This window comes from Flavobacterium sp. CLA17, from assembly GCF_013112255.2.
Taxonomy (GTDB): Bacteria; Bacteroidota; Bacteroidia; order Flavobacteriales; family Flavobacteriaceae; genus Flavobacterium; species Flavobacterium circumlabens.
Genome location: NZ_CP068294.1, coordinates 3,422,543 through 3,448,588 on the forward strand (window position 1 = coordinate 3,422,543; position 26,046 = coordinate 3,448,588).

Consider the following 26,046-nt stretch of genomic DNA (forward strand, 5'->3'; position numbering starts at 1 on the left):
TTTTATACTTTTAAAATGTTCCTGATTATTTTGATGGAATTTCCAATCTCGTTGTTTCGCTTACCGGTTCGCCCAAAACCGGAAAACCGTTCGCATCCCAGCTGATTTTTTGCATTCTGGGTGATCTCTTATTACCACAACCTTCTCCGGAATTTGAATTGGCATGGTATAAAATCCAGTCTTCTTTTCCGTCCGGGGATTTAAAAAATGAATTGTGACCCGGTGCATACACTTTATTTTTATCCGATTGCTTAAAAATCGGCTCTTCTGATTTTTCCCAGGCCGATGCGTCCAGTAAATCAGCTCCGCCTTTAAATGTCAACAATCCCAAAGCGTAATAATCGGTCCAGCAGCCGCTGGCTGAAAATACGATGAAGATTTTATCGCCATTCGACAAAAACTGAGGCCCTTCATTCACATTTACCTGAGCCGGATTTACGTTATCGTGCAACGCTCCATGGGTTTCCCAGTCGTGAGTTGGTGCAGAAATCATTACCCTGTCACCTTCAATTTCAAGCGGATTTTTCATTTTGGCGATGTAGATATTTTGTTGTCCGTTAGTATCGCCTTCCCATCCCGCCCAGATCATGTAAAGCTGTTTTTTATATTCGAAAACATTTCCGTCAATAGCCCATTTATCGGTTTTGGCGGCAATTTTTCCTTTAAATTCCCATTTTCCTTTAAAAGGATCTGCAGCTTTATTTTCTAAAACATACATCCGGTGTGTGTTGTTATCACCATTGTCTGCAGCAAAATACGCATACCATTTTCCGTTGATAAAGTGAAATTCCGGTGCCCAGATATCTGCCGAATAATCAGTTCCTTTTGGTGCTTTCCAGACGACTTTGCTTTCGGCATTTTTAAGATCTGTCAGGCTTTTTGTTTTCCATAAAACCAATCGATCCTGAAGTGTATTCGTGTAATAATAATATCCCTTGTAATACGTGCTGTAAGGGTCTGCGCCCGAAGGCAAAATTGGATTTGAAAAAGTCTGTGCCTGTACAAAAGCAACAGTAAAAAACAAAATAAGAATCAGGTATTTTTTCATTGGAAAGAGTATTATTTATTCTTTTTATTTAAGACATCAATAACCTCCGTATTGATTTTATTTACTTTTTTGAAATCCATTTTATCAATCTTTCGGTCGTATGTCATAAAACCGTTTACTTCGCCTTCAACATCAGTTGTTTGGGTGTACACTGCTGCCGAAAAGCCTGATTTTACAAAGTTTTTAAGCATTTGCGCGTATTGGATATATTCGGCAGTAACCTCATTTTCATTTTTGAATTTAACATAGCCCCAATTGTCCTTTGCTTTCCATAAATGTCCTTCAAGCGGCAATCCGATTCCGCCATATTCGCCTAAAACCGTTACTCTTCCGGCATCGTACAAATACAATTCCGGTCCCGGATAATGATGTAAATCCAGTATATCTCCGGTTTGAAAATGATTTCCGCCACTCGATGAATTCGTCAGACGGCTTGGATCATGATTTTTGGTCCATTCGGTAATTTCAACCGTTTTAAATTGTCCCCAGGCTTCGTTAAACGGAACCCAGACCACAATACTCGGATAAGAATATAAATGATCCATGATTTCTTTCCACTCTTTTTTATAGATGGCTTCCGATTTTGCAGAACGCTGTAATTCGGTTCCGTCAAAATATTTCCTGTCTTGCCAGATCGGCTGATCGTCGCCGCTTGGCATATCCTGCCAGACTAAAATCCCCAATTGATCACAGTGGGTGTACCAACGTTCCGGTTCTGCTTTTACGTGTTTCCGGATCATATTAAAACCTAACTCTTTCGTTTTGATCAGGTCGAATTTTAAAGCTTCATCGGTTGGTGCCGTATACAATCCGTCAGGCCACCAGCCTTGATCCAAAGGTCCGAACTGGAAATAATCTTTGTTGTTCAGCTGCATTCTCATAATGCCATTTTCATCTCTTTTTGATGAAATTTTTCGCATGGCAAAATAGCTTTTTACTTCGTCAACGACTTTGTCTTTAGCTATCAGGCTGATTTTTGTCTGGTATAAAAACGGACTTTCCGGCGACCATAATTTTGGGTGATCCAGTACGATATCCAGACTTTCTCCAACAACCGCTTTTTCTTTTGCAATTTCTTGTGTGCCGTCAAAAACCGAAATTTCAATTACATCTCCTGTTTCTGCTCCTGCAACTTCGGCTTTTATACTAATGCTGTTTTGATCTACATTGGGAGTTGTCCTTAAATTCGTAATATTTTTAGCATTTACAGGTTCGATCCAGACCGTTTGCCAGATTCCCGTTACGGGTGTATACCAGATTCCTTCCGGATTTTTTACTTGTTTCCCTCTTGGCTGAGGCCCATCGTTGGAAGGATCCCAAACTTTTACCACTAATTTTTGTGTGTTTCCTTTTTTAATAAATGGGGTGATATCGAATGAAAACGGGGTATATCCGCCAGTATGGGAACCTATTTTTACATCATTGAGCCAGATTTCGGTTTTCCAGTCTACAGCACCAAAATGCAGGAGAATATTTTGCGCATCCCAATTGGATTCGATGGAAAAATTGGTTTGATACCAAAGTTCCTTTTGTACTCCCACTTGTTTCATCACACCGGACAAACTGGACTCCACCGCAAACGGAACCAGAATCTGTCCGTCATATTTTGAAGGTACCGTTTTTCCAAAATCCTGAATGGCGTAATTCCATAAACCATTCAGGTTTTTCCATTGGCTGCGCTCCATAATCGGACGCGGATATTCAGGTAACGTTTTTGCAGGATCAACCTGTAATGCCCATTTCGTCTTGATTTTATCGCCTTGTAGTTTCCACTGCGCATGAACCAGACAGCTTAAAAAAAGCGCCACCAGAACTGTAGTTTTCTTATTCATTCTATATCGTTTTATGCAATAATTGCTATAACCATTGCTATTTCTTCTTTACTCAATAAATTACCAGACCATATCCACATAGTCTGGTAATTTCAAACACTAACTTAACTAACCAATTTTTTAATTATGAATTATTAATTATGGGTTATGAGTCGGATTAAGTGCTTAAAACTATTTATTTCCGCTACAATAATCTCTGTTTTCGTATTAACTCAAAATACAACACAACACCTAATCCCGAACTCATAACCCATAACCCATAACCCATAACTCACAACTCATAATTCATAATTCACACCCCATAACTCACAACTTTTTCGCAAGACCAAATTTCTTCACCAGACTATCGTATTCCTTTCCTGAAATGGTAATCATGCAGCCGTGGCGTACTTTTTCGGGAAAGCTGTATTTGTCCCAGTCGGCAAAAAAAGTATACCCTGAGGCCTGAAACCAGGGTCCGTTTAGGTTATCGGCTATCGATAATCCGTAGGAAACTCCCGGATATTGTTCGTAATACATGTACCAGATTTTATCATCCGGAGAAGGGATCAACATGGGTGCTTCCCTGAAATTGGGACTTATCGATTGCTGGGGCAAAGAATAGGGTCCTAAGAGTGATTTCGATTTTGCAATCCGAATGGTTTTGCCTGTTGTCCAGTACAAGGTTGGATAGGTTTCATCCTTAATCACAGCATAATACGAATCGCCCACTTTACGAATGAAAACATCAATGGTTCCCATATCCCAATCGAATAAACGTTTTGGAGTTCCTTCGAAAGTTTTTAAATCTTTAGATAAAACATATAACGTTCGCTGACTTGCCCAATAGCGTTCCGGATCTTCTTTAGTTCCTTCTAAATGCGGGGTGTGCCAAGTCATAATAAACTGTTCCGAGTCTTTATCGTAATACAACTTCGGAGCTCCAATGCGCTGTAAAGCATTCGAATAATCCGGGGTACTTTTTAAATCGGGTGTATAATCGGCATGTTTTTTCCAGGTGATTAAATCATCCGAAACCCAAATATTAATTGTTTTTGCATCATCGCCCGTATTTCCTGCGATGTAATATTTTCCGTCCGGTCCCTTGCAGATATCGGGATGTCCTTTGTAGTCTTCGAAAACTCTTTTGCCGCTGTTCAGATTCTCCCAATGCAAACCGTCAAGGCTTACGGAATAATACAATCTGCCATAATCGTTATGCGTCATGTGCGCAAACAGGTACGCTTCATTTTTGGGTTTCGCATTTCCTTTCACCTGTCCGGGAGGATCAGGCTGTTGTGCATACGATGAAAAACAAAAAAGAAATATTGCCAGTGCAAATAGCTGTTTTATTGTGTATTTTTTCATTCTGTTTATGATTAAAATGTTTTTTGCCACAGATTAAGGGATTATTATGATGTGTTGCTCGCGGGTTTTGCGGGTTAAAAGTTTTGCCACTAATTCCACTAATTTTCGCTAATTTTTTCTCGCAGATTACGCAGATTTTTTTGGTGCATGCCTAGTGAAATGATCCGCTAAAATCCGGCTAATCCGCGCAATCTGTGGCAAAAAAAATCTAACTCTCTAAAAATCTAAGATGTCTAATTATCTAATTGACACATTATCTAATTCTTTAGTGTTATATTTTCTTGCCACAGATTAAGTGATTACTTTTGATGTGTTGCTCGTGGGTTTTACGGGTTAAAAGTTTTGCCACTAATTCCACTAATTTTCGCTAATTTTTTTCTCGCAGATTACGCAGATTTTTTTGGTGCATGCCTAGTGAAATGATCCGCTAAAATCCGTTTAATCCTTGCAATCTGTGGCAAAAAAATCTAACTATCTAAAAATCTAAGAAGTCTAATTATCTCATTGACACATTATCTAATTCTTTAGTGTTATATTTTCTTGCCACAGATTAAGGGATTACTTTTGATGTGTTGCTCGTGGGTTTTACGGGTTAAAAGTTTTGCCACTAATTTCACTAATTTTCGCTAATTTTTTCTCGCAGATTATGCAGATTACGCAGATTTTTTTTTGCGCGTGCCTATTGAAATGATCCGCTAAAATCTGTCCAATCCGTGCAATCTGTGGCAAAAAAAATCTAACTCTCTAAAAATCTAAGAAGTCTAATTATCTAATTGACACATTATCTCATTATCTAATTCTTCTCCTTCGCCTCAGCTGTCAGTTTTTTAATCAGATCCGTTTCCGCTTTGATGTAAGGCGTTCCGTCATTGTGAAATACTTCGTGAAACCAGACTTCCGGTTCTGCTGTATATGTTTTAGTCCAGCTGTCCCACGCGTATTTGGTTTGTGTTTTTCCATCAACCAATCCCCAGTTGATCATGCCAACGTTGTATTTTTTCGCAATGGGTAAGAAACCTTCAAAAGTACTTCCGTTTGGTCTGGCCATATATTCGGTACAGATTAGCGGTTTTCCGTAGCGCTGCAATTGTTTGATTACTTTTTCGAAATCCTCAGGTTTGTTGTAATTGTGGAAAGTAATCACATCAGACTGTTCGATTTGCATTTTGTGCATCGGCAGCATTTTTGCTTCATCACTCCAATCCCCTACCCAAACTCCGGAAGTTAGGGGTTGTGAAGGGTTGCTTTCTCTCACCCAGACAAATACATTTTTTAGAAGAGGCAGAATCAATGCCACTTTGTTTTTAATTTCCACTTTTTCATAAGACGGCCCGGTCATATTATCGGGCTCGTTCCAGACATCCCAGCCTAAAATACGTTTGTCAGCGGCGAATTTCGAAACGGTTTCTTTTACATATTTCTCTAAACGAGGATATTGCGTTGCATCCTGAAGCACTTTCTGACCCGGACTTTGCACCCAGCCTGAATTGTGCGTATGTGGTTTGGGAGCTCTTTGTTTTCCTAAGGCAGGAAACGGATCCCAGCACGAATCAAACAAAACAAACAGAATTTTGATGTGATGTTTATCGGCAATTCCTAAAAAAGTATCCATGCGTTTGTAAAAACCTTCTGCGTCTTGTTTGTGCAGTAAATCGTGCAGGTAAACGCGCATTACATTCATGCCGATTCCTTCTGCCCAGCCTAATTCCTTATCGATTCTTTTGGGATCAAAAGTATCGGCCTGCCACATTTCCAATTGATTGATGGCGGTGCTCGGATAATAATTGGCGCCCACTAACCACGGCTGTTCGGCATACCATTGATGGGCCTGTTCTTTGGTCCAGATGTCTCTTTTTTCAACTACGGCTGTTTCCTTTTTATTTTCTTCCGAATTATTTTTTTTGTTGTTGCAGCTTAGCAATAATGTGCCTGCTAACACGAGTGTCAGATACAATTTTATTTTTCTCATTATAATTTTCTTAATTAGAACGGAGGTTCTTTGTGATTAAGGGAATCAGAACTCATCTGATTCCCCTAAAAAATAGTTTAATATTCCGGGTGCTGGTCTAAGTTGGGATTGTTGTCCACGTCTACCTGCGGAATAGGCAATCTATGGTTTTTCCCTACTGTAAAGGTTTTGAAATCAGGATCACGAAGCGAAATTTTATCGACAGAAGCCTGGGAATCTAAATCTCCCCAACGTTTTAAATCTTCCCAACGAACACTTTCACCGGCTAATTCCAAAACACGTTCTGTTTTTAATCTTTCCAGAAATTTATCGTGATCGTTTCCGATTTCAGGATGTGAAACGGCTAAAGTATTCATGTTTACACGTGCTCTCACCAAATCAACATACTGGTAAGCTCCTGCCGTGTTGCCTGTTTCGTTCAAAACTTCGGCGTAGCGTAACAAAATATCCGCATAACGAATTAATCGGTAATTAACCTGACTGTAATAATCTTCGTTGTTTCGGTAATAATCACGGCTTCCTTTTCTGAACCAGGCTTCATTATTACCCCACTCCCAGTTTCTTCCATAGGTTTTGTCTCCAAAATCGGCTTCTAATGCCGGATAATATAAAGTGTATCTCAATCTTGTATCTAAATTTCCATCTTTATTTTTTTCCTGTTTAAAGGCATCGACTAACCAATAACGGGCTTGTCCATCAGACCATCCAATTCCCCTTGGTGCAAAAAACTGACCACGATTGCTGGAAACTGCAGCATTTGGATCTTCACCGGTTCCGCCTTTTCTCTGATCGCCAAACTGAATTTCAAATACAGACTCGTTGTTGTTTTCATTTACATCCGTAAAGTTGTCTCTGTAGTTTGAAACTAAACTGTATTTGGCTCCCGGACCGGTAATTAAATATTCTAAAGCTGTTTTTGCTTCAGGCCATTTGTGCTGCTGCATGTATACTTTTGCCAGAAAAGCTTTTGCTGCACCTTTATCCGGTCTTCCGGTGTTGTCTCCTGTCCAGTCTGCCGGTAAATCGGTGTAAGCTTCGTTTAAATCTTTTTCAATCTGAGCCCAAACTTCGGTTACATTTCTTTGTTGCGGTAAATCAGCCGGAGTTGAAGGCTCTAGAACCAATGGAATATTTTCCCAAAGAATGGCTGCATAATAGTAATGCATCGCTCTGAAAAATTTAGCCTGTGCTAAAACTTTCTTTTTATCATCTTCATTTTGAAAAGCAATGTTGGGAACGTAAGCTAAAACCTGATTACATCTGAAAACAGCTTTGTAGGTATCTCTCCACGTTACTGCATTTCCTTCCCAGAAATTATAATTGATATAATTGAATCTGGTCCAGTCGGCCAGTTCTGTCCACGGGCTGTTACTAAATCCTTCGTCAGAAGTTAAGTCTAAGCGAAAATACATCCATCTTGCCCATAAGCCGTCTTTATAAAACATGGCGTAAATGGAATTGACACCTGCCTGAGCATCACTTTCACTTTTCCAATATTGTCCTGTTTCAATATCAGTTTGGCTGTTCAGGTCCAGTTCATTTTCGCAAGATGATGCAAAAAAGAGGCCTGAAAAAACTACGATTGCTATTATTATTTTTTTCATTATGCTGTTTTTTTAAAATTAAAAGCTAAACTCAACACCAAAAGAATACGTCTGAAGATTCGGGAAGGCACCATTATCTACACCTCTTTCGAAAATATTACTGTTGGTAAACTCCGGATCTAACCCTTTGTATTTTGTAATGGTAATAACGTTTTGTGCTGATAATGTTAATCTTGCTCTTGTAATTCCTGAATTTTTTAAAACACTATCAGGTAAATTATAACCAAATCCAATATATTTAAGTCTGATAAAATCTCCGCTTTCTAAGAAACGATCACTGTCTCCTCTTGAATTTAATGTTGACCCTTTTGTAATTCTTGGAAAATCAGTATTTGGATTTTCAGGAGTCCACGGCTGAATTCCTGTTCTGTAATTACTATTATCATCAAAACGATCTACTACGCTTCTAAATCCGTCATAAACAGTTGCACCGTGCGACGCAATCCAGTTCATAGAGAAATCAAAACCTTTGTATTCTGCTCCGGCATTGAATCCCATTTCAAATTCAGGCCACGGGCTTCCCACAATGTCTTTGTCTTTATTGTTAATTTCTCCGTCACCATTCACATCTTTAAAACGAATATCTCCCGGTACGGCATTTGGCATAATTACTTTTCCGGCTGCATTCTTGTAATTTTGAACTTCTTCCTGAGACTGAAACAAACCGTCCGTTTGCAAAACATACCACATTCCCACAGCATTTCCTGCACGTGTCATGGTGTTTCCGACAATATTTTCGTTTTGTCCGTTTCCTAAGGCAACCAGTTTGTTATTTACTTTTGTAAAATTTAAAGAAGCATTAAACGAAAAGTCATTGATTTTTTTGCTGTAGGCCAATTCCAGTTCAATACCTTTATTTTCTACCGTTGCGGCATTCGAAATTGGATTTCCTCCGTCGTTACCTGTCGTTAATAAAATCGGGAAACCAAACAATACATCTTCGGTACGGGCGATAAAATAATCGGCTGTAAAACGCAAATCATTATTTAAAACGGCAACGTCTAAACCAAAATTGGTTTGTTTTAGTTTTTCCCAACGCAATTGTGCATTTGAAAGTTTAACCTGAGTGGCAGAAGGATATAAACTTTGTCCGTCTCCCAAAACAATCTGCCCGAAATTATTGATAAAACTTTTAGATTCGTATTCCCTGATATTTCCGGAACCTAATTCTCCGTAACTCGCTCTTAATTTTAAATCTTTAATGAATTCTGATTTAAAGAACGATTCATTGCTAATTCTCCATCCGGCAGAAACCGAAGGGAAATTACCCCATTGATTACCTTTACTGAATCTTGAAGATCCGTCACGTCTGATTACAGCGTTGAATAAGTAACGGTTATCATAATTGTACTCTAATCTTCCTAAATAAGAGGCCAGTGCTGCTTCATTGATATAACCTCCCACTACCGGCGAATCCCCCTGATTTAAAACATCATAGTACTGCCCTGTTGCTGAATTTATCGGAAGATTTCTCTTTGTTCCGTAAATTTGATTGTAATCGTCTTTTTGAAAAGTCTGTCCCACTAAAATAGTCAGGTCATGCTTGCCGAATTCTTTTTTGAAAGTCAGGGTGTTTTCAAACAATTTTGTTTCTGATCTTCCTTTGTTCTGGTCGGTATACGATTGATCCGGCGGCTGGTTTAAGGACCAGTTCCCCACTTTTCTCAGAAATTTGTACGAATCAAAACTGGATTCATACCCAAAATTGAAACGGTATTTTAACCAGGATGCAAATTTTATTTCGGCCCAGATATTTCCTCTGATCCTGAAATTTTCATTTTTAGTGTCCGCAAAATCAGCAATGGCCAAAGGGTTGGTACCAAAAGTATCGGCTACGCCCTGTTTTCCGTAACCATAACCGCCTGGGTTAGATGCGTCATATACCGGAATTGTCGGTGTTAGTCTGTACACATCAATAATTGGATTTCCGGACATTTCATCTGTTTTGGAATTACTGATGGCCAGATTTTCTCCAATACTAAAAATTCCTTTTGATCCGCTTGAATTGACACGGAATGAAATCCTGTCAAAATCTGTTGAAATCACCGTTCCTTCATTCCCGAAATAATTGGCCGACATAAAGAAAGTCGAATTATCGCCCCCACCGGAAACACTGGCATTATAATCCTTAATCATTCCGGTTTTAAAAACTTCTTTCTGCCAGTCTGTATTAACTGCCATATTTAAGTTTTGTCTCGCAAATCCGGCATTATCATACGCCTGATTGTTTAATTTTGCGAACTCTTCTGTTCCCATTAAACTATAAGTCGGCATTGTCGTAAAACTTGTTTTGGCTGAAACTTCTACTTTAAGCGGTCCTTTCTTCCCTTTTTTGGTGGTAATAATAATGACACCATTGGCGGCTCTTGACCCATAAATGGCGGCTGCCGAGGCATCTTTTAAAACCTGGATGCTTTCGATATCGTTCGGATTAAAATCCCTGTTGGCCGAAGTAACCAAACCATCTATTACGTATAATGGATTTGCATTCTGAAGATTTTTCAGACCACGGATTTCAATATTCGCTTCCTGACCCGGTTTTCCTCCGCCACGAACTTTTACGCCTGTAACAAGGCCTTGCAGTCCATCGGCTACTGTTGTAATTTGTCTTTTCTGAATTTCATCGGCCTTTACTAATGATATAGCTCCGGTTAAATCTTTCTTTTGCTGGGAACCGTATCCCACCAGCACCACTTCATTAAGTGCAAGGGCATCTTCTGCCAGTGAAATATTTATGGAAGTCTGGTTGTTGATGGCTGTTTCTTTCGATTTATAACCCTGGGAGCTGAAAACCAAAATGTCATTTGCTTTGGCTGTAATTGAAAAGCTTCCGTCAAAATCTGTAACAGCACCATTTGAGGTATTTTTGATAATTACATTGGCAAACGGAATTGCTTCTCCTGTTGCCGATGTTACTTTTCCTTTTATGGCAATTTGTTGGGCATACGTTTGTTGTACTAATAAACTAAAGAAAAACAAGAGGTAATATCTCTGCTTTAAAATTTGAGTGAACTTTGTTTTCATTGATTTTTCATTTTAGATAGTTTTCTTTTTTGGTTGGTTTTACATTTAATTATTAAATATTCTAATCGTCTCTGATTCGAACTAAAAAATAATTAATATTGTTCTTTAGTAATAATCTGTTCATTTAATTTCAAAATTATATTTGACGTATTTTTTCAAACTTAATTTTATTGATACTATACTTTTTTTACCTAAAAATTATCAATATCATTTATTTAAAATCCAAAGTAGATGATTTTTATTCAAAATAAAATGCTTGATTTGTGTCAATTTCTATCTCAAATGATTCAAATGGTATAATTATTTTGAAATTTTAAACGTCGTGCAACATTCTGTTGAACATTGACACGATTTGAAGAAACTTCTTTTTATGATAAAAAATATAACAATGCGTAAATTCTTCCTTTTTCTGTTTGTATTCTTTTTTTCGATGAATTTTATTCATTCGCAAGAATATTATTTTAAGCATTTTCAGGTGGAAGAAGGGCTTTCCAATAATACTGTCATTACCTCCATGCAGGACGAAGACGGTTTTATGTGGTTTGGCACCAAAGACGGCCTGAACCGCTTTGACGGGTATCGTTTTAAGACGTACAGAAGTCAGTCAGACCCTGTACACAGCCTCGGAAGCAATTATATACAATCGCTGCATCAATATAAAGGTATTATTTGGGTAGGAACTGATAAAGGTTTGTATCAATACGATAAAAAGACAGATCAGTTTACGGTGCTAAACGAAGCTATTAATGACAGGATCAACGATATAAATCATGATAAAAAGGGAAACATCTGGTTTATATCCGGAAATATCCTTTACAAATACGCCACCGCAAAAAAAGAAACCAAGACTTTTAATCCTAATAAATACTTTATTACTACCTCTATCACCAGCGATGAAAATGGCGAGATTTGGGCTTCTTCCTTAAATAAAATTTACCATTATTCTGAAGAAAGTCTTTCGTTTGAAAATATTACTATAAATCCCCCAGCAAATAAAGCGAACTTTAGGATTACTGTTATTTATGCTTTAGACAAAAACAATATTCTGATTGGTACGCAGGATCATGGTGTATTGGTTTATAATGTCACTACTAAAAATACAACAGATTTAAAATTCTCTGTTAAAGAACCTGTTTTTGTCCGACAATTTAAAAAGAAAGGCCATGAAAAACTCTGGATTGCCAGCGAATCCGGCGTATATGTTTATGACCTTAAAACAAAAACAAGCCTTAATCTTCGTAAAAACTTTAATGATCCTTATGCAATTTCAGATAATGCTGCCTACTCGATCACCATTGATAAGGAAAACGGAATCTGGATCGGAACGTATTTTGGCGGAATTAATTACCATCAGAAACAATACACGCAGTTTAAGAAATATTTCCCTCAAAAAAATCAGAATTCCATTAGCGGAAGCGCCGTAAGGGAAATTCACAAAGATGATTACGGTGACCTCTGGATTGGTACCGAGGATGCCGGACTGAACCGGTTTAATCCGAAAACACAGCAATTTACTTCGTACTTGCCCAATGGCAGTAAAAGCGGTGTTTCGTACTATAACATTCATGCCTTATTGCCCAGAAAAGACAAAATCTGGGTGGGCACTTTTGAGCATGGTTTAGATCTTTTAGATCATAAAACCGGTGCTGTTATCAGACATTACAGTGCCAATGATCCGTCAAGTGGTTTACGAAGCAATTTTATTTTTTCCTTTTCCGAAACAAAAAACAAAGATCTGATGGTCGTTACAACTATGGGAATTTATCGGTTTAACGAAAAAAATGACAATTTCGATATCCTGAAAATATTTCCGGAAAGCACGCATTACACGAGTTTTAAAGAAGATAGTGATGGTAATTACTGGGCAGGAAGCTACAGGGACGGTTTGTTTTTTTATAATCCGAAAAGCCATAAAAGAGCCGTTTTTATGTACGATTATAAAAATCCGGGCGGCATCAGCAATAATTCGATTAATTCTATTTTTGAAGACAGCCACAAAAATCTCTGGTTTGCTACTGAAAACGGACTGAATCTTTTTGATAAAAAAACGAGGACTTTTACGAAATTTACGAGCAAAAATGGTCTTCCGAGCAGTGTGGTGTATTCTATTTTAGAAGACGATGCTAAAAATTTGTGGCTCACCACTTCCAAAGGCCTTGTAAAATTTAGTCCGGATCATAAAAGCATCAAAATTTTCACTACTGCCAATGGTTTATTAAGCGATCAGTTCAATTACAGTTCAGCGTATAAAGACAATAACGGTGATATGTATTTTGGAAACCTAAACGGAATGATCAGTTTTAACCCGAAACATTTCACTAAAAATAAATATACACCGTCTACTTTTATCACCAATCTTCAGATCAATAACAAGGATGTAGATGTCAGTAAAAATGACTCACCCCTAAAACAATCTATTTCCCATCTCGACGAATTGGAACTCAACAACAACCAGTCATCATTTAATCTTGAATTTGCGTCCCTAAACTATACCGCTCCGGAACTTACCGAATATTGGTATCAGCTTGAAAATGTCAACACGGACTGGGTTTACCTGGAACGAAACAATAAAGTTTTCTTTACGGAACTGGCACCGGGGTCTTATGTTTTTAAGGTAAAATCGCTAAACAGTTTTGGGGTATGGAGTAAGGAAGTAAAACTAAAAATCAGGATTTTGCCGCCCTTTTGGGCGAGTTCGTACGCCTATTCCTTTTATTTTCTATTGATTTGCGGCTTGTTTTATTACATTATCCGGTATTCTCAAAATCTGACACAAATTAAGAATAACCGCAAAATAAAACATCTGAACGACGAAAAAGAAAAAGAAATCTATCAGGCCAAGATTGACTTTTTTACCAACGTTGCCCATGAAATCAGGACTCCGCTGACCCTTATCAAAGGGCCGCTGGAGAAACTTCTGATTATGGAACACCAATCGCCTGAGGTACCGCAGAATCTTTCGATCATGAAAAAAAACACATCGAGATTGCTGAAATTGGTGAATGAATTATTAGACTTCAGAAAATCAGAAATTGGCGGTTTGAAACTGACTTTTGTGGAGGCCAATATTTCGTCTATCGTCCGAAATCTGCATTTGAGATTCAGCCCATTAATTGAAGAAAGAGGAATTGAATTTGAAATGCAGCTCGGTGAAAAAGATATTTTTGCTTTTGTGGATAAAGAAGCCCTTAAAAAAATCCTGAGTAATTTAATCAGCAACGCTATCAAATACTCCACAGATAAGGTTTCGATAACGCTTTACAGAGAGGATAAGAAACTGACGCTGCTGGTTCAAAACGATGGAAATCTGATTCCGTTTCAGCTCAAAGACAAAATTTTTGAGCCCTTTTTCAGAGTGGATAATATGGACAGTACTTCCGGAACAGGAATTGGCCTTTCACTGGCGCATGCCTTAACACAACTGCACAACGGAACTTTACAATTAGTCTCACATGCCAAACTCAATATTTTCGAGCTTGTGTTACCACTGCATCAGGAAGAGGAATTTATGTTGTATACCGATTCTGAAAAAGAAGGGAACCAAACGCAAACAGAAAAAACAGAAGTAGAAACCAAAAATGAAAAACCTCAGGTTTTAGTCGTAGAAGACAATATCGATTTATTGGATTTCATTACTGCGGGATTAGCTTCTTCGTACACCATTTTAAAAGCAGAAAATGGCGAAGAGGCACTGAAAGTAATTCATAACGAAAATATTCAGCTCGTGATCAGCGATGTATCAATGCCTGTCATGGATGGAATTTCAATGTGCAAGGAGATTAAAACAAATTTAGAAACCAGTCATATTCCGGTGATTTTATTAACGGCTAAAAACTCTCTGAAATCACAGATTGATGGTTTGGAAGTGGGTGCCGACGCCTATATTGCCAAACCTTTTTCTATGGATTACCTAAAAGTTCAGGCAAATAATTTGATCGAAAACCGAAAACAGATTATGAATTATTATGCGAGTTCTCCCCTTTCGCACATTAAAAGCATCGCACACAATAAAACCGATGAAAAGTTTCTTAAAAAACTCGATGATGAAATTCTTAAAAACATTACGGACCCTGATTTAAGTGTGGAATCTCTTGCCGAGATCATGAATATGAGCCGTTCTACCCTGTATCGAAAAATCAAAGATATTTCGAATTTGAGTCCGAACGAACTGATCAATATTGTACGTTTAAAGAGAGCAGCAGAACTGCTTTTAAATGAGAATTTCAAAATGTATGAAATTGCTGAAATGGTGGGCTATAAATCACAAACGAGCTTTGGAAGAAACTTTCAAAAACATTTTTCGATGACGCCGTCAGAATATATTGCATTGAATAAATAAGTGTTTCAGGCACAAATTAGTCTTTTAAAGAAAGAGAATTCAAAACTTAAGGAGAAATTAAGTCAAATTGAAAACGTAACTTGTGGCAGACTCCCATAAAATTAATATCTTTAAACTTAAGACTTAAATGATACGGAAATAGTCCCGATGGAATTTTGAAAGTCCGTTATGGTATTGTATATTAATTCATAGATTTAAATGAGAAAAATCAGCCTGTTTCTATTTTTGCTTTCGATATCCTGTACCGCAATTGCGCAGGATTACAAGCAAAAAGATAGTATCGCTGCTGATACTGTCAAAAATATACGTTTCAATTACAAACAGCTCATCATTCCGGGGATCTTATTTGGTTACGGTTTGTGGGGAGCTGAAAGCGGGCAGATAAAAAGCTTTAATTTTCAGATTCGTAATGAAGTTAACGAAAGCATCGACACGAAAGTAACTATCGATGATTTTTCAAGATATGTTCCGGCAGTCTCCGTATACGCTCTAAATGCTTTTGGCGTTAAAGGCAAAAACAACATGAGGGACCGCTCTGTTATTCTGGCTACCTCCACCATTATTTGTGTGGGAACTGTTTTTGGGTTAAAATCAATCACAAATGTAGAGAGGCCCGACGGAACTACCAATGATTCTTTTCCATCAGGACATACTGCTATCGCTTTTGCGGGTGCCGAGTTTCTATATCAGGAGTACAAGGACCAGTCCGTTTGGTACGGCGTTGCAGGTTATGCTATCGCCACGGGAACAGGAGTTTTCAGAATGTACAACAACAGGCACTGGCTGACCGATGTAGCCGCCGGAGCCGGAATCGGAATACTGAGCACCAAAGCAGCCTACTGGCTCAATCCTTATCTTTCCCGAAAATTATTTAATGGCAAAGAAAAAAAATCGACTTCTTTTCTTATGCCTTCCTATGATGGCAAACAGTTTAGTCTCTGTTATTTTAAAACATTTTAATGCTGAACTTTATATTTATTTCAAAAAAATCCCCAACCCTTATATGATTAAGGATTAGCAAAATTTATTGTCTGATTACTCTTTACCAATAACTTTTATTCGAATTACAGTAAGGTTGCCATATTTTTCGAGATCTTCTTTTGTCCATTTTACAAGGCTGTCTATTTATTTACACCTGTAGTTTTGCAAATAAAAAAACCAGTGCTATTAAAGTTCACTGGTTTTAATTAATTCCTCATAAAATCATCCATTTATTTTAGGATGAGCCATACTGCAGCGAACCGAATTATTAACTTTTGTTTTAGGTTGGCTTTTTTTGGATCGTATTTTAATCGATTATTTAATAATTAGTTTTTTCGAAATAGTAAAAGCATCGGAACTGATTGTCACAAAATAAATGCCCTTAGCTAAATTATGATTGATTTTTCCAGATGTAATAAGCTTGTTTACCAAAACCATCCTTCCATTGCTATCGGTAACCGTTACTGTTGCGACAGCACCCGATTTTAATTCCGGGAATACAATATTAAATTCATTATCGGTTGCCGGGTTCGGATAGATCCCGATAAAGACATTATTTTCGGTGCTTATTTCTTCTTTTATACTACTCATTTTAGCGGTAGTAGTATTTTGAAATTGCCATTGTGCACTTTCCCAATTGTTCTGAGCTCCGGCGTACTGAGCAGAACCATTTAAGTTTTCAATATGAATCATGCTTCCTGTCTGCCATCTGTTTTTAATTCTCACCCAGGTAGCATCAACATTTTCGTTTGACCATTGGGCACTCCACCAGCCGGATGATCCTGCCGTACATTGCACCGCTCCTGTTAAGTTTTCAATATGCATTATATCTCCGGTACCTACATTTTTCAATATAAAATAAGTCGCGTCAACGGCAACTTTTTCCCATTTATAATTGTTATTGGCCACAGTTGCACCATATCCTACATTGGCTCCTGAATCGTATAAATAATTGTTGGTCCACTTGTTTTTAATGGTAAAATAACTTCCGGAGGCAGTACTGACCGTAATTGCTGCCGTACTTGTTTTATTCCCGTCTGAAGTGGTTACGGTGATTGTTGCTATTCCGTTTGAAATTGCGGTGACTAAACCCGCAGCATTAACCGTTGCTACACCGGTATTGTTTGAAGCATAACTAACCGCTTTATTCGTTGCGTTAGAGGGAAGAACTGTTGGTGTTAACTGTTGTGTCCCGCCTACGGACAATGTTGCCGAGGCCGGACTAAGACTCACACTCGTAACCGCTACATTTGATGAGTTTATGGTGATTGCAGCAGTTGCCGTTTTGGCACCGTCCTGCGTAGTGACAGTAATCGTGGCTGTGCCCGAAGCAATGGCAGTAATTAAACCTGCCGAATTTACAGTCGCCACTCCGGTATTATTAGAATTGTAGCTCACTGTTTTGTTTGTCGCATTGGCCGGAGCAACAGTTGGCGTTAATTGTTGTGTAGCACCAACGCCTAAATTAGCAGTTGTTGGGGAAATTGTTACTCCTGTTACAGGAACTGATGTACTTGAACAATTAGAACCTGGTGTCCAGGAAAATGTACCAATTGCGCTGATTTCTTCATTAACAGTAGCATTACCGCCTCTATTGGAATAATTCATATTACAATACGTACCATTTCCGGCAGGAGAACCCGCTATGAGTACAAAAAAGCCTCTTCCCCAATTTCGGTTTAGGGCATTATTGTTTGGATATTCTTTACCTGTTCCGTTAACCGTTATGTCTTTAAAACTAAGATTATAAATACCGTCTCCTGACCTTTTACTGATCGAAATAGCATCATTTCTGGAATCTGTAATATCGATATTATAAAGCTGCACATTTTTAACCTGAGTTCCGGCATTAGTAGCACTGAAAATATCCACCGCGGCTACCGGATTATTATAAGTATCATTAAAAGTTCCGCAAGTGGTTACGGTAATATCGTGAATTTCGTGTACCCCATCATTGTTAAATGGCGCTCCGGGAAAATTATTACTAACTCTGATACCCGCTTCCAGATTGTCTTTTATAATTAAATTGTACGCTTTGTTATTTTTTCCGCCGTAAATAGCAAGGCCACAGGCACGCCAGCAGTTTTCTGAAGTATTGTATCTAAAAGTATTGTTGATACATTCCTGTCCGTCCGCAGACCAGATTGCCTGATCGTCATCGCCATTATTTCTAAAATTACAATGCTCCACGATGGAGTTCGCAGTTCCTTTGCAAAGATTAATTCCATCGGCATAGTTATTTCTGAAGCGACAATGAGACAGTGTAAATCCATCGGCAATTGCAGGGCCTCCCACATTGTATTGTGCAATCCAGGCACCGCATTCAAAATGTTCTGCCCATATATTTTTTACCGTTGAAGTGGCAGTAAAAACTCCGTTTATGGCTTTATAGGAATTACTTCTGGATGCCGAATTTGTCGTTAAATAAAGGTCCGCAAATGAAATATTGGATGCATTGGCACGCAATCCTCCATTCCCGCTGCTGGTATTCGTGAAATTAATTTGTGTATACCACATTCCTGCTCCTATTAAGGAAGTATTGGCCGAGCCGAAATATAATTCGCGATTAACGTTAAAAACACCAGTTGGAATAAATATTTTTTTACCGCCGTTTGCATCAATAAAGGTCTGAAGGTCACTTCCGTTTCCGGTATAGGTCACGGAACCGGATGGCGCGGTAACACTTGCCGGAATCGGTTCCATCTCGGCAAAATCCAAATGGATATTACCCGTTTCCCTCACTAGTTTTAACGTTCCGGAGACAGCGATTTTAGCCGGAAGTTTATAGCGCACTTCGTCAAATCGCATTCTTGGATTCTGGTTTGTAATTCCGCCGTTATTTGGATTTCCATTACTCCACAAATATTCCCACGACCAGGTTGCAGTCAGGGTGAGTGTTGTAATTTTTGTGTTCCCGTTATACACGCCCACAGTGGCTGTTTGTCCGTCAGGAACACTGTATCGGATTACAAGTCCGTCCGCAGCTTCTGTCAGTGTCCATTGAACGGTAGCGTTCGTAGCAGATAGATTTACACATTGCTGATCCGTAGCTTCCGATTGCAAATCAGACTGGACATACGATTTTGAAGTGGTGGCGGCACCATTGGACAATTGGCCGAGATTGGCTTCATACCTTTTATAAGGTGCATCGTAATAGCCCCGCTGTGCCTGTAAACTTGAGCTTAAGAGAATGAAAAAGAGCCCTGTTATAAGGCAGTATCTTTCTCTTTTAAAAAAAATAGCAAGTAATCGATTCTTCATAATTTTGGTTTTTAAATTAGTAAGTTAGTTCCTAAAAAAAGGATATAACGAAACTAGACTTAAAAAGAAAAATAAAGAAAAGATATATTAAAAATCAAGATTTATACAACGATTTCGTTAATATAAAACACTAACAATCAATACTATATATTTTTTACATAAATAAAAAATCAAGAAAAAATACAGATCAGAAGTTTCTGATTTAGGACTAAGCAATACGCTCTTAAACCAATAATTACAGAAATTTGCTTTTAATAACAGTTAGTTTTTCTCTTGTCATTTCATTGATCGAATAGGAAATTCCTCCCATGCCAATACCTGAAGCATCTCTTCCGCCAAAAGGCATCCAGTCTACTCTAAAAGCAGTATGATCGTTTACCATAACGGCGGTGGCATTTAACTTTTTAACGGTATCCAAAGCAATATCGAGATTTTTTGTAAAAACAGCAGCCTGAAAATGAACATCGAGTGCATTTGCTTTTCTTATGGCTTCATCCCGGTCTGTAAAGGGATAGATACAAACTACAGGACCAAAAATTTCATGGGTCGAAACTTTAGAATCTTCTGAAGGATTGAACAAAACGGTAGGTTCAAAACAAGTATCGGATATTCTCTTTCCACCTGTAATTATTTTAGCTCCTTTAGTAACAGCCTCATTCACCCATTCTTCTACACGATCGACTTCTTTTGGTGTAATAAGCGCCCCTACATCTGTTGATTGATCAAACGGATTCCCAACAATTAATTTAGAAGTTGCCTCAGAAAACTGTTCCGTAAAAAGGTCACAAATTTCATGATTGACATAAATTTTCTGAACCGATACACAAACCTGACCGGCATGATAAAAACCTCCCTTTACCAAATCCGGAATCATCTCTTTAAAATCGGCATCACTTTCAACAATAATCGGTGCTGCTCCGCCATGCTCCAAGGCACATCGGGTACCCGGAGCTAATTTACTTTTTAGGTACCAGCCTACTTTCGCTGAACCAATAAAAGATAAAAAATGAACTCTCGGATCTGTCACCAGTAATTCTGTTGTTTCATTATCACATAACACCACTTGCAGCCAGCCTTCCGGCAAACCGGCTTCTTTTAAAATATCGGCAAGTGCAAGACCTGATAATGGCGTATTGCCTGCCGGTTTAAATACCACAGGGCAACCCGCGGCAATAGCAGTCGCAATCTGATGAACTGCTAAATTTAATGGGTGATTGAAAGCGCTAACCGCTGCCACAATTCCAATAGGTTCTTTTGAGGTAAAGGCGATTCTGTTTAAGGAGGCTTCAGTAAGTCCCATTGGAATTTGTTCTCCTTTTATTTGCGAAATATGCTCTGCGGCTAACTTTACTCCTGTGATCGCTCTTGCCACTTCTGCCTTTGTATCCTGATAGGGTTTTCCGCCTTCGCTGATTGCCAAGTGAATTAATTCCTCGCTCCTTTCCTTCATTATGGAAGCAGCCTTTTCTAATATTTCCATTCTTTTATAGGCCGGAATCCAGTTGGATTGCTCTTTAAATAAGTTTTCGGCAATATCCAGTATATTTTCAATATCGTTTTTATTGATCAGCGGTAACTCCTTTACTATACTTTGATCGTACGGGAATAGTACTTTTATCGTTTTTTCCATAATGTTTTTTAGTTGAACTTAAAACCCTGCTTCTTTTTTAATCGAAGTTTGTCTCCTGATTTGTTTTTTAAATTTAATCAAATTATCGCTGGCTGCAATGTCTTATTTTATACTATTTAACATTTTCTGCCTACAAATAACTTATAGGTGTCGTTAAAATAATCTCCCTGTTTTCTAATAAAGGGACGATTTTCCCCAGAACAAATTCCTGAAAATGAGACGAATTACGATGTTCCGCTACGGCAGCTTCACTCGAATATCCTTCGAACAAAACAATTGTATTTAAATCTGAATTACTTTGATGAATTTTATAAAACAGATTACCTTCTTCTCTGATACTGGCATCATGCACCATTTTTAACAAGCTTAAAACATTTTCAACCTGCCCTTCTTTAACTTTCCATGTGGCAAAAACATGAATCGGATTTTGATTTTCCATTTTGATTTTTTTTAAAATTTTATACTATAAATTTAGATTGTCGGGGAGAATTCCACGGTATTAAAAATAATATTGACCCCAACCCTTTTGGAAGAGGCCAATACAAGTAGTCCATTATCTTTTAGCAGATTCCAAAATCGAAATCATTTTTTCAGCCACTCCTTTTGCGGAAGCAGGATTTTGTCCGGTTACCAGATTACCATCGGCAATGCTGTGTGCTGACCATATTGCGGCAGCATGAAATTTTGCTCCCTGTTTGGTTAGGGCACTTTCCAGTAAGAAAGGTACATCGGCTATAGCATAACCTTTTTCTTCCTCATCCGTAAAAGAAGTGATGTTTTTACCGTTAACCAGATAAGATCCATCGCTTAGTTTTACATTTAATAAGGATACCGGTCCGTGACAGACTGCTCCAACAACAGCATTTCGTTCGTAGGTTTCTTTAATCACTTTTTTTAGAAGTGCATTTTCCGGCATATCAACCATTGGTGCCAGTCCGCCAGGTACAAAAATCGCATCATATTGACTAACATCAACATCAGACAATTTAACGGCTTTTTGCATGCTTTCCCATCCCTTGCCTGTTAGAAAGGCTAAGTTCTGAGGATCATTTGCGAGATTAAGCGCATCTAAATAAGGCGTATCTCCGGTTAAACCTGCAAAGTCTATTTGGTAATTTGCTTGGTCGAATTCGGCATAAGGATGCGCTACTTCCGGAAGAAAAATTCCGGTTCTTCTGTTGTTGGGTCCAATTGCATTGGCATTAGATACGATAATTAAAATTTTCTTGTTCATTTTTGTTTCGTTTTTAAGAGTTGTTTTTTGTTTTACTGCTGTGTTTTCTTTTTGATTTTGTGCGTAGGAAGAAAAAAAGGCAAGTGCCGCTGTTACCATCATAAGTTTTTTCATTTCTATAATTTTTTAAGTTGTTATGAATTATTTATAAGGCAAATTTATAGCAGTTCCCCACCTCAGAACGAGGAGGAAAGTCACAAAAAAAGTGTGATGAAAATCACACTTGAGTATTAAAAAGGTCTGTTATTTATGGCTGGAGTACAGCCTGCTTAGGGTTTCCCGGCTTACTCCCAGATATTCCGCAATGTATTTTTTGGGAATTTTTTGCATGAGATTGGGATAAAGATCCGCAAATTCTCTGTAGCGCTGCTGCGGATTATTGGAAAGTAAAGAAATCACCCTTTGCTGAAGCGCAATATATCCTTTGGTGAGTTTTACCCTGAAAAAATGTTCCATTTTATGAAGCGTTACAGAGAGTTTCTCCCTTCCTTCCAATGTCAGGCATAACACCTCTCCTGCTTCCATACAGACCACATACATATTGGCCTGCTTCTGATTGAAGTAGGCCATATAATCAGACATCCACCAATTTTCTGTTGCAAATTGTACGATGTGTTCTTTGCCATCTTCGTCAAGATAAAAAAGCCTGAAAATACCGCTCATAATAATGTATTCATATTTGGCATCATCACCTTGCTGAATGAGATATTGATTTTTTAATACCTTTCGAATCGTAAAAAATGGTTTGATCGATTCAAACTCTTCGTCACTAATGGGTATGATCTCTTCAATATGTTTTCTTAGCTTTTCCATAATTTATTTTCATCTTCTTAAAGACAGAAGATTTATAATTGCATCAAAATTCGTATTCTTATTTATGTTTGAATGCCGGCAAAATTTATCTTTTTATTATTTTGGATACATAACTTTTATTTTCAATTTGAAACTTTATAAAGTACAGTCCCGCGCTTAGTTCTGAAATATTGATTTTATTTCTTTCAGATCCTTCCATCAGTTTTTGTCCGCTGCCATTAAATATCTGGTATTTTCCGATTGGTATTTCAGAATCAATAGTAATGAAATTAGTTGCCGGATTGGGATAAATACTGAATTTAGAAATTTCCATTTCATCAATTCCCAGATTGACACTCCCGAACTCATCTGCTCCACAGTCAATTCTTCCTCCTTCAACTCTTAATTGATTATAATAATCCGTTTCCGTGTTTGCAGGAACATAAGCGGGATTTCCGGCATTTTTGGCTGGAGAACTTGTCAGAAGATGAAAATCAGGATTTGTACCACTGGCAGTCGTCAGTTGCGGATTGGCAAATATCGAATTCGTGTTGGTTGCCGTTCCCGTTACAATAGCGGTATATCCTGCATATTCGTTGCCGTTCCAGTCTGTTGTTAAACTGGCCGCACCTGCCTGGCAAAAAAAGTTGTTATAATTAAATTTTAAGCCTGGCTGTGTCAGTTCTGCATAGGCCAGAATATTTCGGGTACTTGTATAGAAAATATTGTTTTCAATCGTACTGTTTTCACTATAAGAAAGGTATAATTCTCCGTTTCCCGAACCGCTGTAATCATTCATCAGGCAGGTGTTGTTTCTAAAAGACGAGTTGATTACTTTTCCGGAACCGGACGGATAAGCAAATCCTCCCATGGCTAGGGCACAAATCTCATTGTCGTAAAAAACATTATTTCTAATGATAATTCCATCTGTAGTCTGACCGATTTTTTCGCATCCCACCTCGATTCCGTAGCCATTATGATATGAGGTATTGTTTTCAACAGTGATGTTCTTTCCCCCGTCTATATAAATCCCCCCCGATGTTGAATAGGCAGCAATACAATGATGCGCCGTATTGTTTTTAACCAATCCATTTCGTGCCTGATCGTTTGCCGGATTGGGGCAGGTTCCTTCGTGACCAATGATATCGATACCAATATTGGTTAGATTGTGGACGTTATTGCCAGTGACTTCAAATCCGTTTACGTTTCCATTAACGGCAATTCCTTCGCTGTACCCTAATCGGCAATTATACAATTCATTATTCTGTATTTTTAAATTTGTGATTGCTGTCGTGGCGTTGGTACCAAATACTATAATTCCCTGCGCATTGACGGTTTCATTTACGGCTGCATTGGGATTCGCTGAAAAATGAATATCGTGTATTTTACAGTTTTTAACGGTAATATTTGTTCCGCTTCCTTCAATTAGAATTCCCTGAGCATCATTTTGAATATTATTTTGCAGCTCAATACCTTCAATAGTTACATTACTTTTATTGTTGACAGCAAGAATAGCATTTTGAGCGGTTATCCCGCCTGCATCAATAACCGGCAGTAATGCCGAGTAATTTTTAAGGGTAATATTATTGTTCGGAATGGTTATTTTCTCTGAGTAAGTTCCCGGAAAAACGTTTAAAATACCATTGGCAGGCAATTGATTTAAACCGTATTGTATTGTTTTCCAAGGTGAAGAAAGAGAACCCGAATTCGCATTATTACCTGTTATGGCAACATAATAATTGGTTTGTGCGAAACAAAAATTCGACAAAATGCAAAAGATTAAAATTATTTTTTTTCTGATCATGGTTTGACGTTCTGTTAGAGATTTGGTAAGCCAAATGTATTAATTAAAGACCGAAACACGAGCTGTTATTTTTATTTAATAGCCTCCCAAATGTTCAAAATAACAGCTGTGTTATCTATTGCTTCCTTCATCATTACAACCTGTTGCTATTTATTAGGTTAAATAATAACATATTGGTTAGATTTGCAGAAAATTAGATCGTTAGGGACTAAAAAAAGAAAAAAATACAGTAGCCGAAAACGGAAAAGAAATCATTGACACAAGGCTTAAAAATAAAATTGCGTTCCAGAACTTGAAAAACAAAAACCAGCATATCGAACAATTCCCACTGACGCCTAATGCAAAGGCAGGCGTTTTTATTCGTAATATGAAGGGCAACAACAGTGAGGAACACGATATTTCTAAACCACACCGGGACAATCATTGTCAGTTGATGCTGGCTACTGAGGGAAGCTTTAAGCTGAATATTGATTTTAAAAATGTTGAGTTTAATGCCCCGGCTTTAATTTGTGTCTTTCCCGAACAAGTGCATTACATCATTGATGTGGATTCTCCAAAAGGATGGATTATTAATTTTGACCCTTCACTGGTAGATAAAGAACTTCTTCAGCTAATGGAAAACAAAATGAATGCTCCACTTCCCTTAGAGCCTACTGCCCATTTATTTCATCAGGCCACTACTTTAATGGCTTTGATAGAAAAATTACAATCAGAAAACACCAATAAATTTGTTCATAAAGCCAGTCACAGCTTATTAAATGGCCTCCTGAACCTGATCATTGGAGAAATTATGACCGGTTTTTCCAGTCAAAATCAGAAAACAAGCCGGGGTATTATAATTAAAGACACTTTTAGCCAATTGCTGAAACAGCATTACAAAACCTGGAAACAACCTGCACAATATGCGGCTGCATTGGCCATTTCGACTGCCCATTTAAACGATACCGTAAAAGCATTAACCGGAAATCCGATATCCATTCATATTCAGGAAACTTCAATTCTGGAGGCCAAAAGACTTTTATACTTTACCGATAACAGCGTAAAAGAAATTGCCCACGAAGTGGGATATGACGAACCGGTTTACTTTGGAAAACTTTTCAAAAAGCTGACAAACATGACTCCACTTGAATTTCGGAAACAATTCCGTGATTAGGACTATCCTTCCAGCCATTCGTTCTATT

15 protein-coding genes are annotated in these 26,046 nt (G+C 38.0%); 3 read left to right on the forward strand and 12 right to left on the reverse strand.

The window, feature by feature from the left end:
• Positions 1 to 25 precede the first annotated feature (25 nt).
• The 6 genes from HAV12_RS14090 to HAV12_RS14115 all read right to left on the reverse strand — a co-directional run bounded on the left by HAV12_RS14090 (position 26) and on the right by HAV12_RS14115 (position 10,824).
• Positions 26 to 1,048, reverse strand: coding sequence for a family 43 glycosylhydrolase (locus tag HAV12_RS14090; protein ID WP_171570219.1), 1,023 nt, complete (start codon positions 1,046 to 1,048; stop codon positions 26 to 28).
• Positions 1,049 to 1,059: 11 nt separating this feature from the next.
• Positions 1,060 to 2,880 (reverse strand): glycoside hydrolase family 2 protein, encoded by a 1,821-nt coding sequence (locus HAV12_RS14095; RefSeq protein WP_171570220.1) that lies wholly within the window; start codon positions 2,878 to 2,880, stop codon positions 1,060 to 1,062.
• Between the two features lie 306 nt (positions 2,881 to 3,186).
• Entirely contained in the window at positions 3,187 to 4,227 is a 1,041-nt protein-coding gene (locus HAV12_RS14100) for a glycoside hydrolase family 43 protein (RefSeq protein ID WP_171570221.1), read from the reverse strand.
• Positions 4,228 to 5,020: 793 nt separating this feature from the next.
• A complete protein-coding gene (locus HAV12_RS14105; protein ID WP_171570222.1) occupies positions 5,021 to 6,196 on the reverse strand; it encodes a cellulase family glycosylhydrolase in 1,176 nt (391 codons plus the stop codon).
• A 77-nt stretch (positions 6,197 to 6,273) separates the two neighbouring features.
• Positions 6,274 to 7,800 (reverse strand): RagB/SusD family nutrient uptake outer membrane protein, encoded by a 1,527-nt coding sequence (locus HAV12_RS14110; protein WP_171570223.1) that lies wholly within the window; start codon positions 7,798 to 7,800, stop codon positions 6,274 to 6,276.
• Positions 7,801 to 7,818: 18 nt separating this feature from the next.
• On the reverse strand, positions 7,819 to 10,824 hold the full coding sequence (locus tag HAV12_RS14115; protein ID WP_171570224.1) for a TonB-dependent receptor: 3,006 nt from the start codon (positions 10,822 to 10,824) through the stop codon (positions 7,819 to 7,821).
• Between the two features lie 388 nt (positions 10,825 to 11,212).
• Between HAV12_RS14115 and HAV12_RS14120 the strand changes: the two genes are divergently transcribed.
• Positions 11,213 to 15,163, forward strand: coding sequence for a hybrid sensor histidine kinase/response regulator transcription factor (locus HAV12_RS14120; protein ID WP_171570225.1), 3,951 nt, complete (start codon positions 11,213 to 11,215; stop codon positions 15,161 to 15,163).
• A gap of 198 nt (positions 15,164 to 15,361) precedes the next feature.
• The gene (locus HAV12_RS14125; protein ID WP_171570226.1) at positions 15,362 to 16,123 is read left to right on the forward strand and encodes a phosphatase PAP2 family protein; all 762 of its coding nucleotides are present in this window, start codon (positions 15,362 to 15,364) and stop codon (positions 16,121 to 16,123) included.
• Positions 16,124 to 16,459: 336 nt separating this feature from the next.
• Here the strand turns inward: HAV12_RS14125 and HAV12_RS14130 are convergent, their stop codons facing one another.
• The 6 genes from HAV12_RS14130 to HAV12_RS14155 all read right to left on the reverse strand — a co-directional run bounded on the left by HAV12_RS14130 (position 16,460) and on the right by HAV12_RS14155 (position 24,829).
• Positions 16,460 to 19,405, reverse strand: coding sequence for an Ig-like domain-containing protein (locus tag HAV12_RS14130; protein WP_171570227.1), 2,946 nt, complete (start codon positions 19,403 to 19,405; stop codon positions 16,460 to 16,462).
• Between the two features lie 235 nt (positions 19,406 to 19,640).
• Positions 19,641 to 21,035, reverse strand: coding sequence for an aldehyde dehydrogenase family protein (locus HAV12_RS14135; RefSeq protein ID WP_171570228.1), 1,395 nt, complete (start codon positions 21,033 to 21,035; stop codon positions 19,641 to 19,643).
• 130 nt (positions 21,036 to 21,165) lie between these two features.
• Positions 21,166 to 21,474: a putative quinol monooxygenase gene (locus HAV12_RS14140; RefSeq protein ID WP_171570229.1), complete on the reverse strand. Its 309-nt coding sequence runs from the start codon at positions 21,472 to 21,474 to the stop codon at positions 21,166 to 21,168.
• A 114-nt stretch (positions 21,475 to 21,588) separates the two neighbouring features.
• A complete protein-coding gene (locus HAV12_RS14145; RefSeq protein ID WP_197984805.1) occupies positions 21,589 to 22,383 on the reverse strand; it encodes a type 1 glutamine amidotransferase domain-containing protein in 795 nt (264 codons plus the stop codon).
• A gap of 129 nt (positions 22,384 to 22,512) precedes the next feature.
• Complete coding sequence (locus HAV12_RS14150) at positions 22,513 to 23,082, reverse strand: Crp/Fnr family transcriptional regulator (RefSeq protein ID WP_171570230.1); 570 nt, start codon at positions 23,080 to 23,082, stop codon at positions 22,513 to 22,515.
• An 85-nt stretch (positions 23,083 to 23,167) separates the two neighbouring features.
• Positions 23,168 to 24,829 (reverse strand): right-handed parallel beta-helix repeat-containing protein, encoded by a 1,662-nt coding sequence (locus tag HAV12_RS14155; protein ID WP_171570231.1) that lies wholly within the window; start codon positions 24,827 to 24,829, stop codon positions 23,168 to 23,170.
• Positions 24,830 to 25,157: 328 nt separating this feature from the next.
• Here HAV12_RS14155 and HAV12_RS14160 point away from each other — a divergent pair, with 328 nt between their 5' ends.
• Entirely contained in the window at positions 25,158 to 26,018 is an 861-nt protein-coding gene (locus tag HAV12_RS14160) for an AraC family transcriptional regulator (protein ID WP_171570232.1), read from the forward strand.
• Positions 26,019 to 26,046 lie beyond the last annotated feature (28 nt).

Excerpts from the sequence above, each read along its gene's own strand:
- HAV12_RS14090 (WP_171570219.1), bottom strand. The coding sequence starts at position 1,048 with ATGAAAAAATACCTGATTCTTATTTTGTTTTTTACTGTTGCTTTTGTA.
- HAV12_RS14095 (WP_171570220.1), bottom strand. The coding sequence starts at position 2,880 with ATGAATAAGAAAACTACAGTTCTGGTGGCGCTTTTTTTAAGCTGTCTG.
- HAV12_RS14100 (WP_171570221.1), bottom strand. The coding sequence starts at position 4,227 with ATGAAAAAATACACAATAAAACAGCTATTTGCACTGGCAATATTTCTT.
- HAV12_RS14105 (WP_171570222.1), bottom strand. The coding sequence starts at position 6,196 with ATGAGAAAAATAAAATTGTATCTGACACTCGTGTTAGCAGGCACATTA.
- HAV12_RS14110 (WP_171570223.1), bottom strand. The coding sequence starts at position 7,800 with ATGAAAAAAATAATAATAGCAATCGTAGTTTTTTCAGGCCTCTTTTTT.
- HAV12_RS14115 (WP_171570224.1), bottom strand. The coding sequence starts at position 10,824 with ATGAAAACAAAGTTCACTCAAATTTTAAAGCAGAGATATTACCTCTTG.
- HAV12_RS14120 (WP_171570225.1), top strand. The coding sequence starts at position 11,213 with ATGCGTAAATTCTTCCTTTTTCTGTTTGTATTCTTTTTTTCGATGAAT.
- HAV12_RS14125 (WP_171570226.1), top strand. The coding sequence starts at position 15,362 with ATGAGAAAAATCAGCCTGTTTCTATTTTTGCTTTCGATATCCTGTACC.
- HAV12_RS14130 (WP_171570227.1), bottom strand. The coding sequence starts at position 19,405 with ATGAAGAATCGATTACTTGCTATTTTTTTTAAAAGAGAAAGATACTGC.
- HAV12_RS14135 (WP_171570228.1), bottom strand. The coding sequence starts at position 21,035 with ATGGAAAAAACGATAAAAGTACTATTCCCGTACGATCAAAGTATAGTA.
- HAV12_RS14140 (WP_171570229.1), bottom strand. The coding sequence starts at position 21,474 with ATGGAAAATCAAAATCCGATTCATGTTTTTGCCACATGGAAAGTTAAA.
- HAV12_RS14145 (WP_197984805.1), bottom strand. The coding sequence starts at position 22,383 with ATGAAAAAACTTATGATGGTAACAGCGGCACTTGCCTTTTTTTCTTCC.
- HAV12_RS14150 (WP_171570230.1), bottom strand. The coding sequence starts at position 23,082 with ATGGAAAAGCTAAGAAAACATATTGAAGAGATCATACCCATTAGTGAC.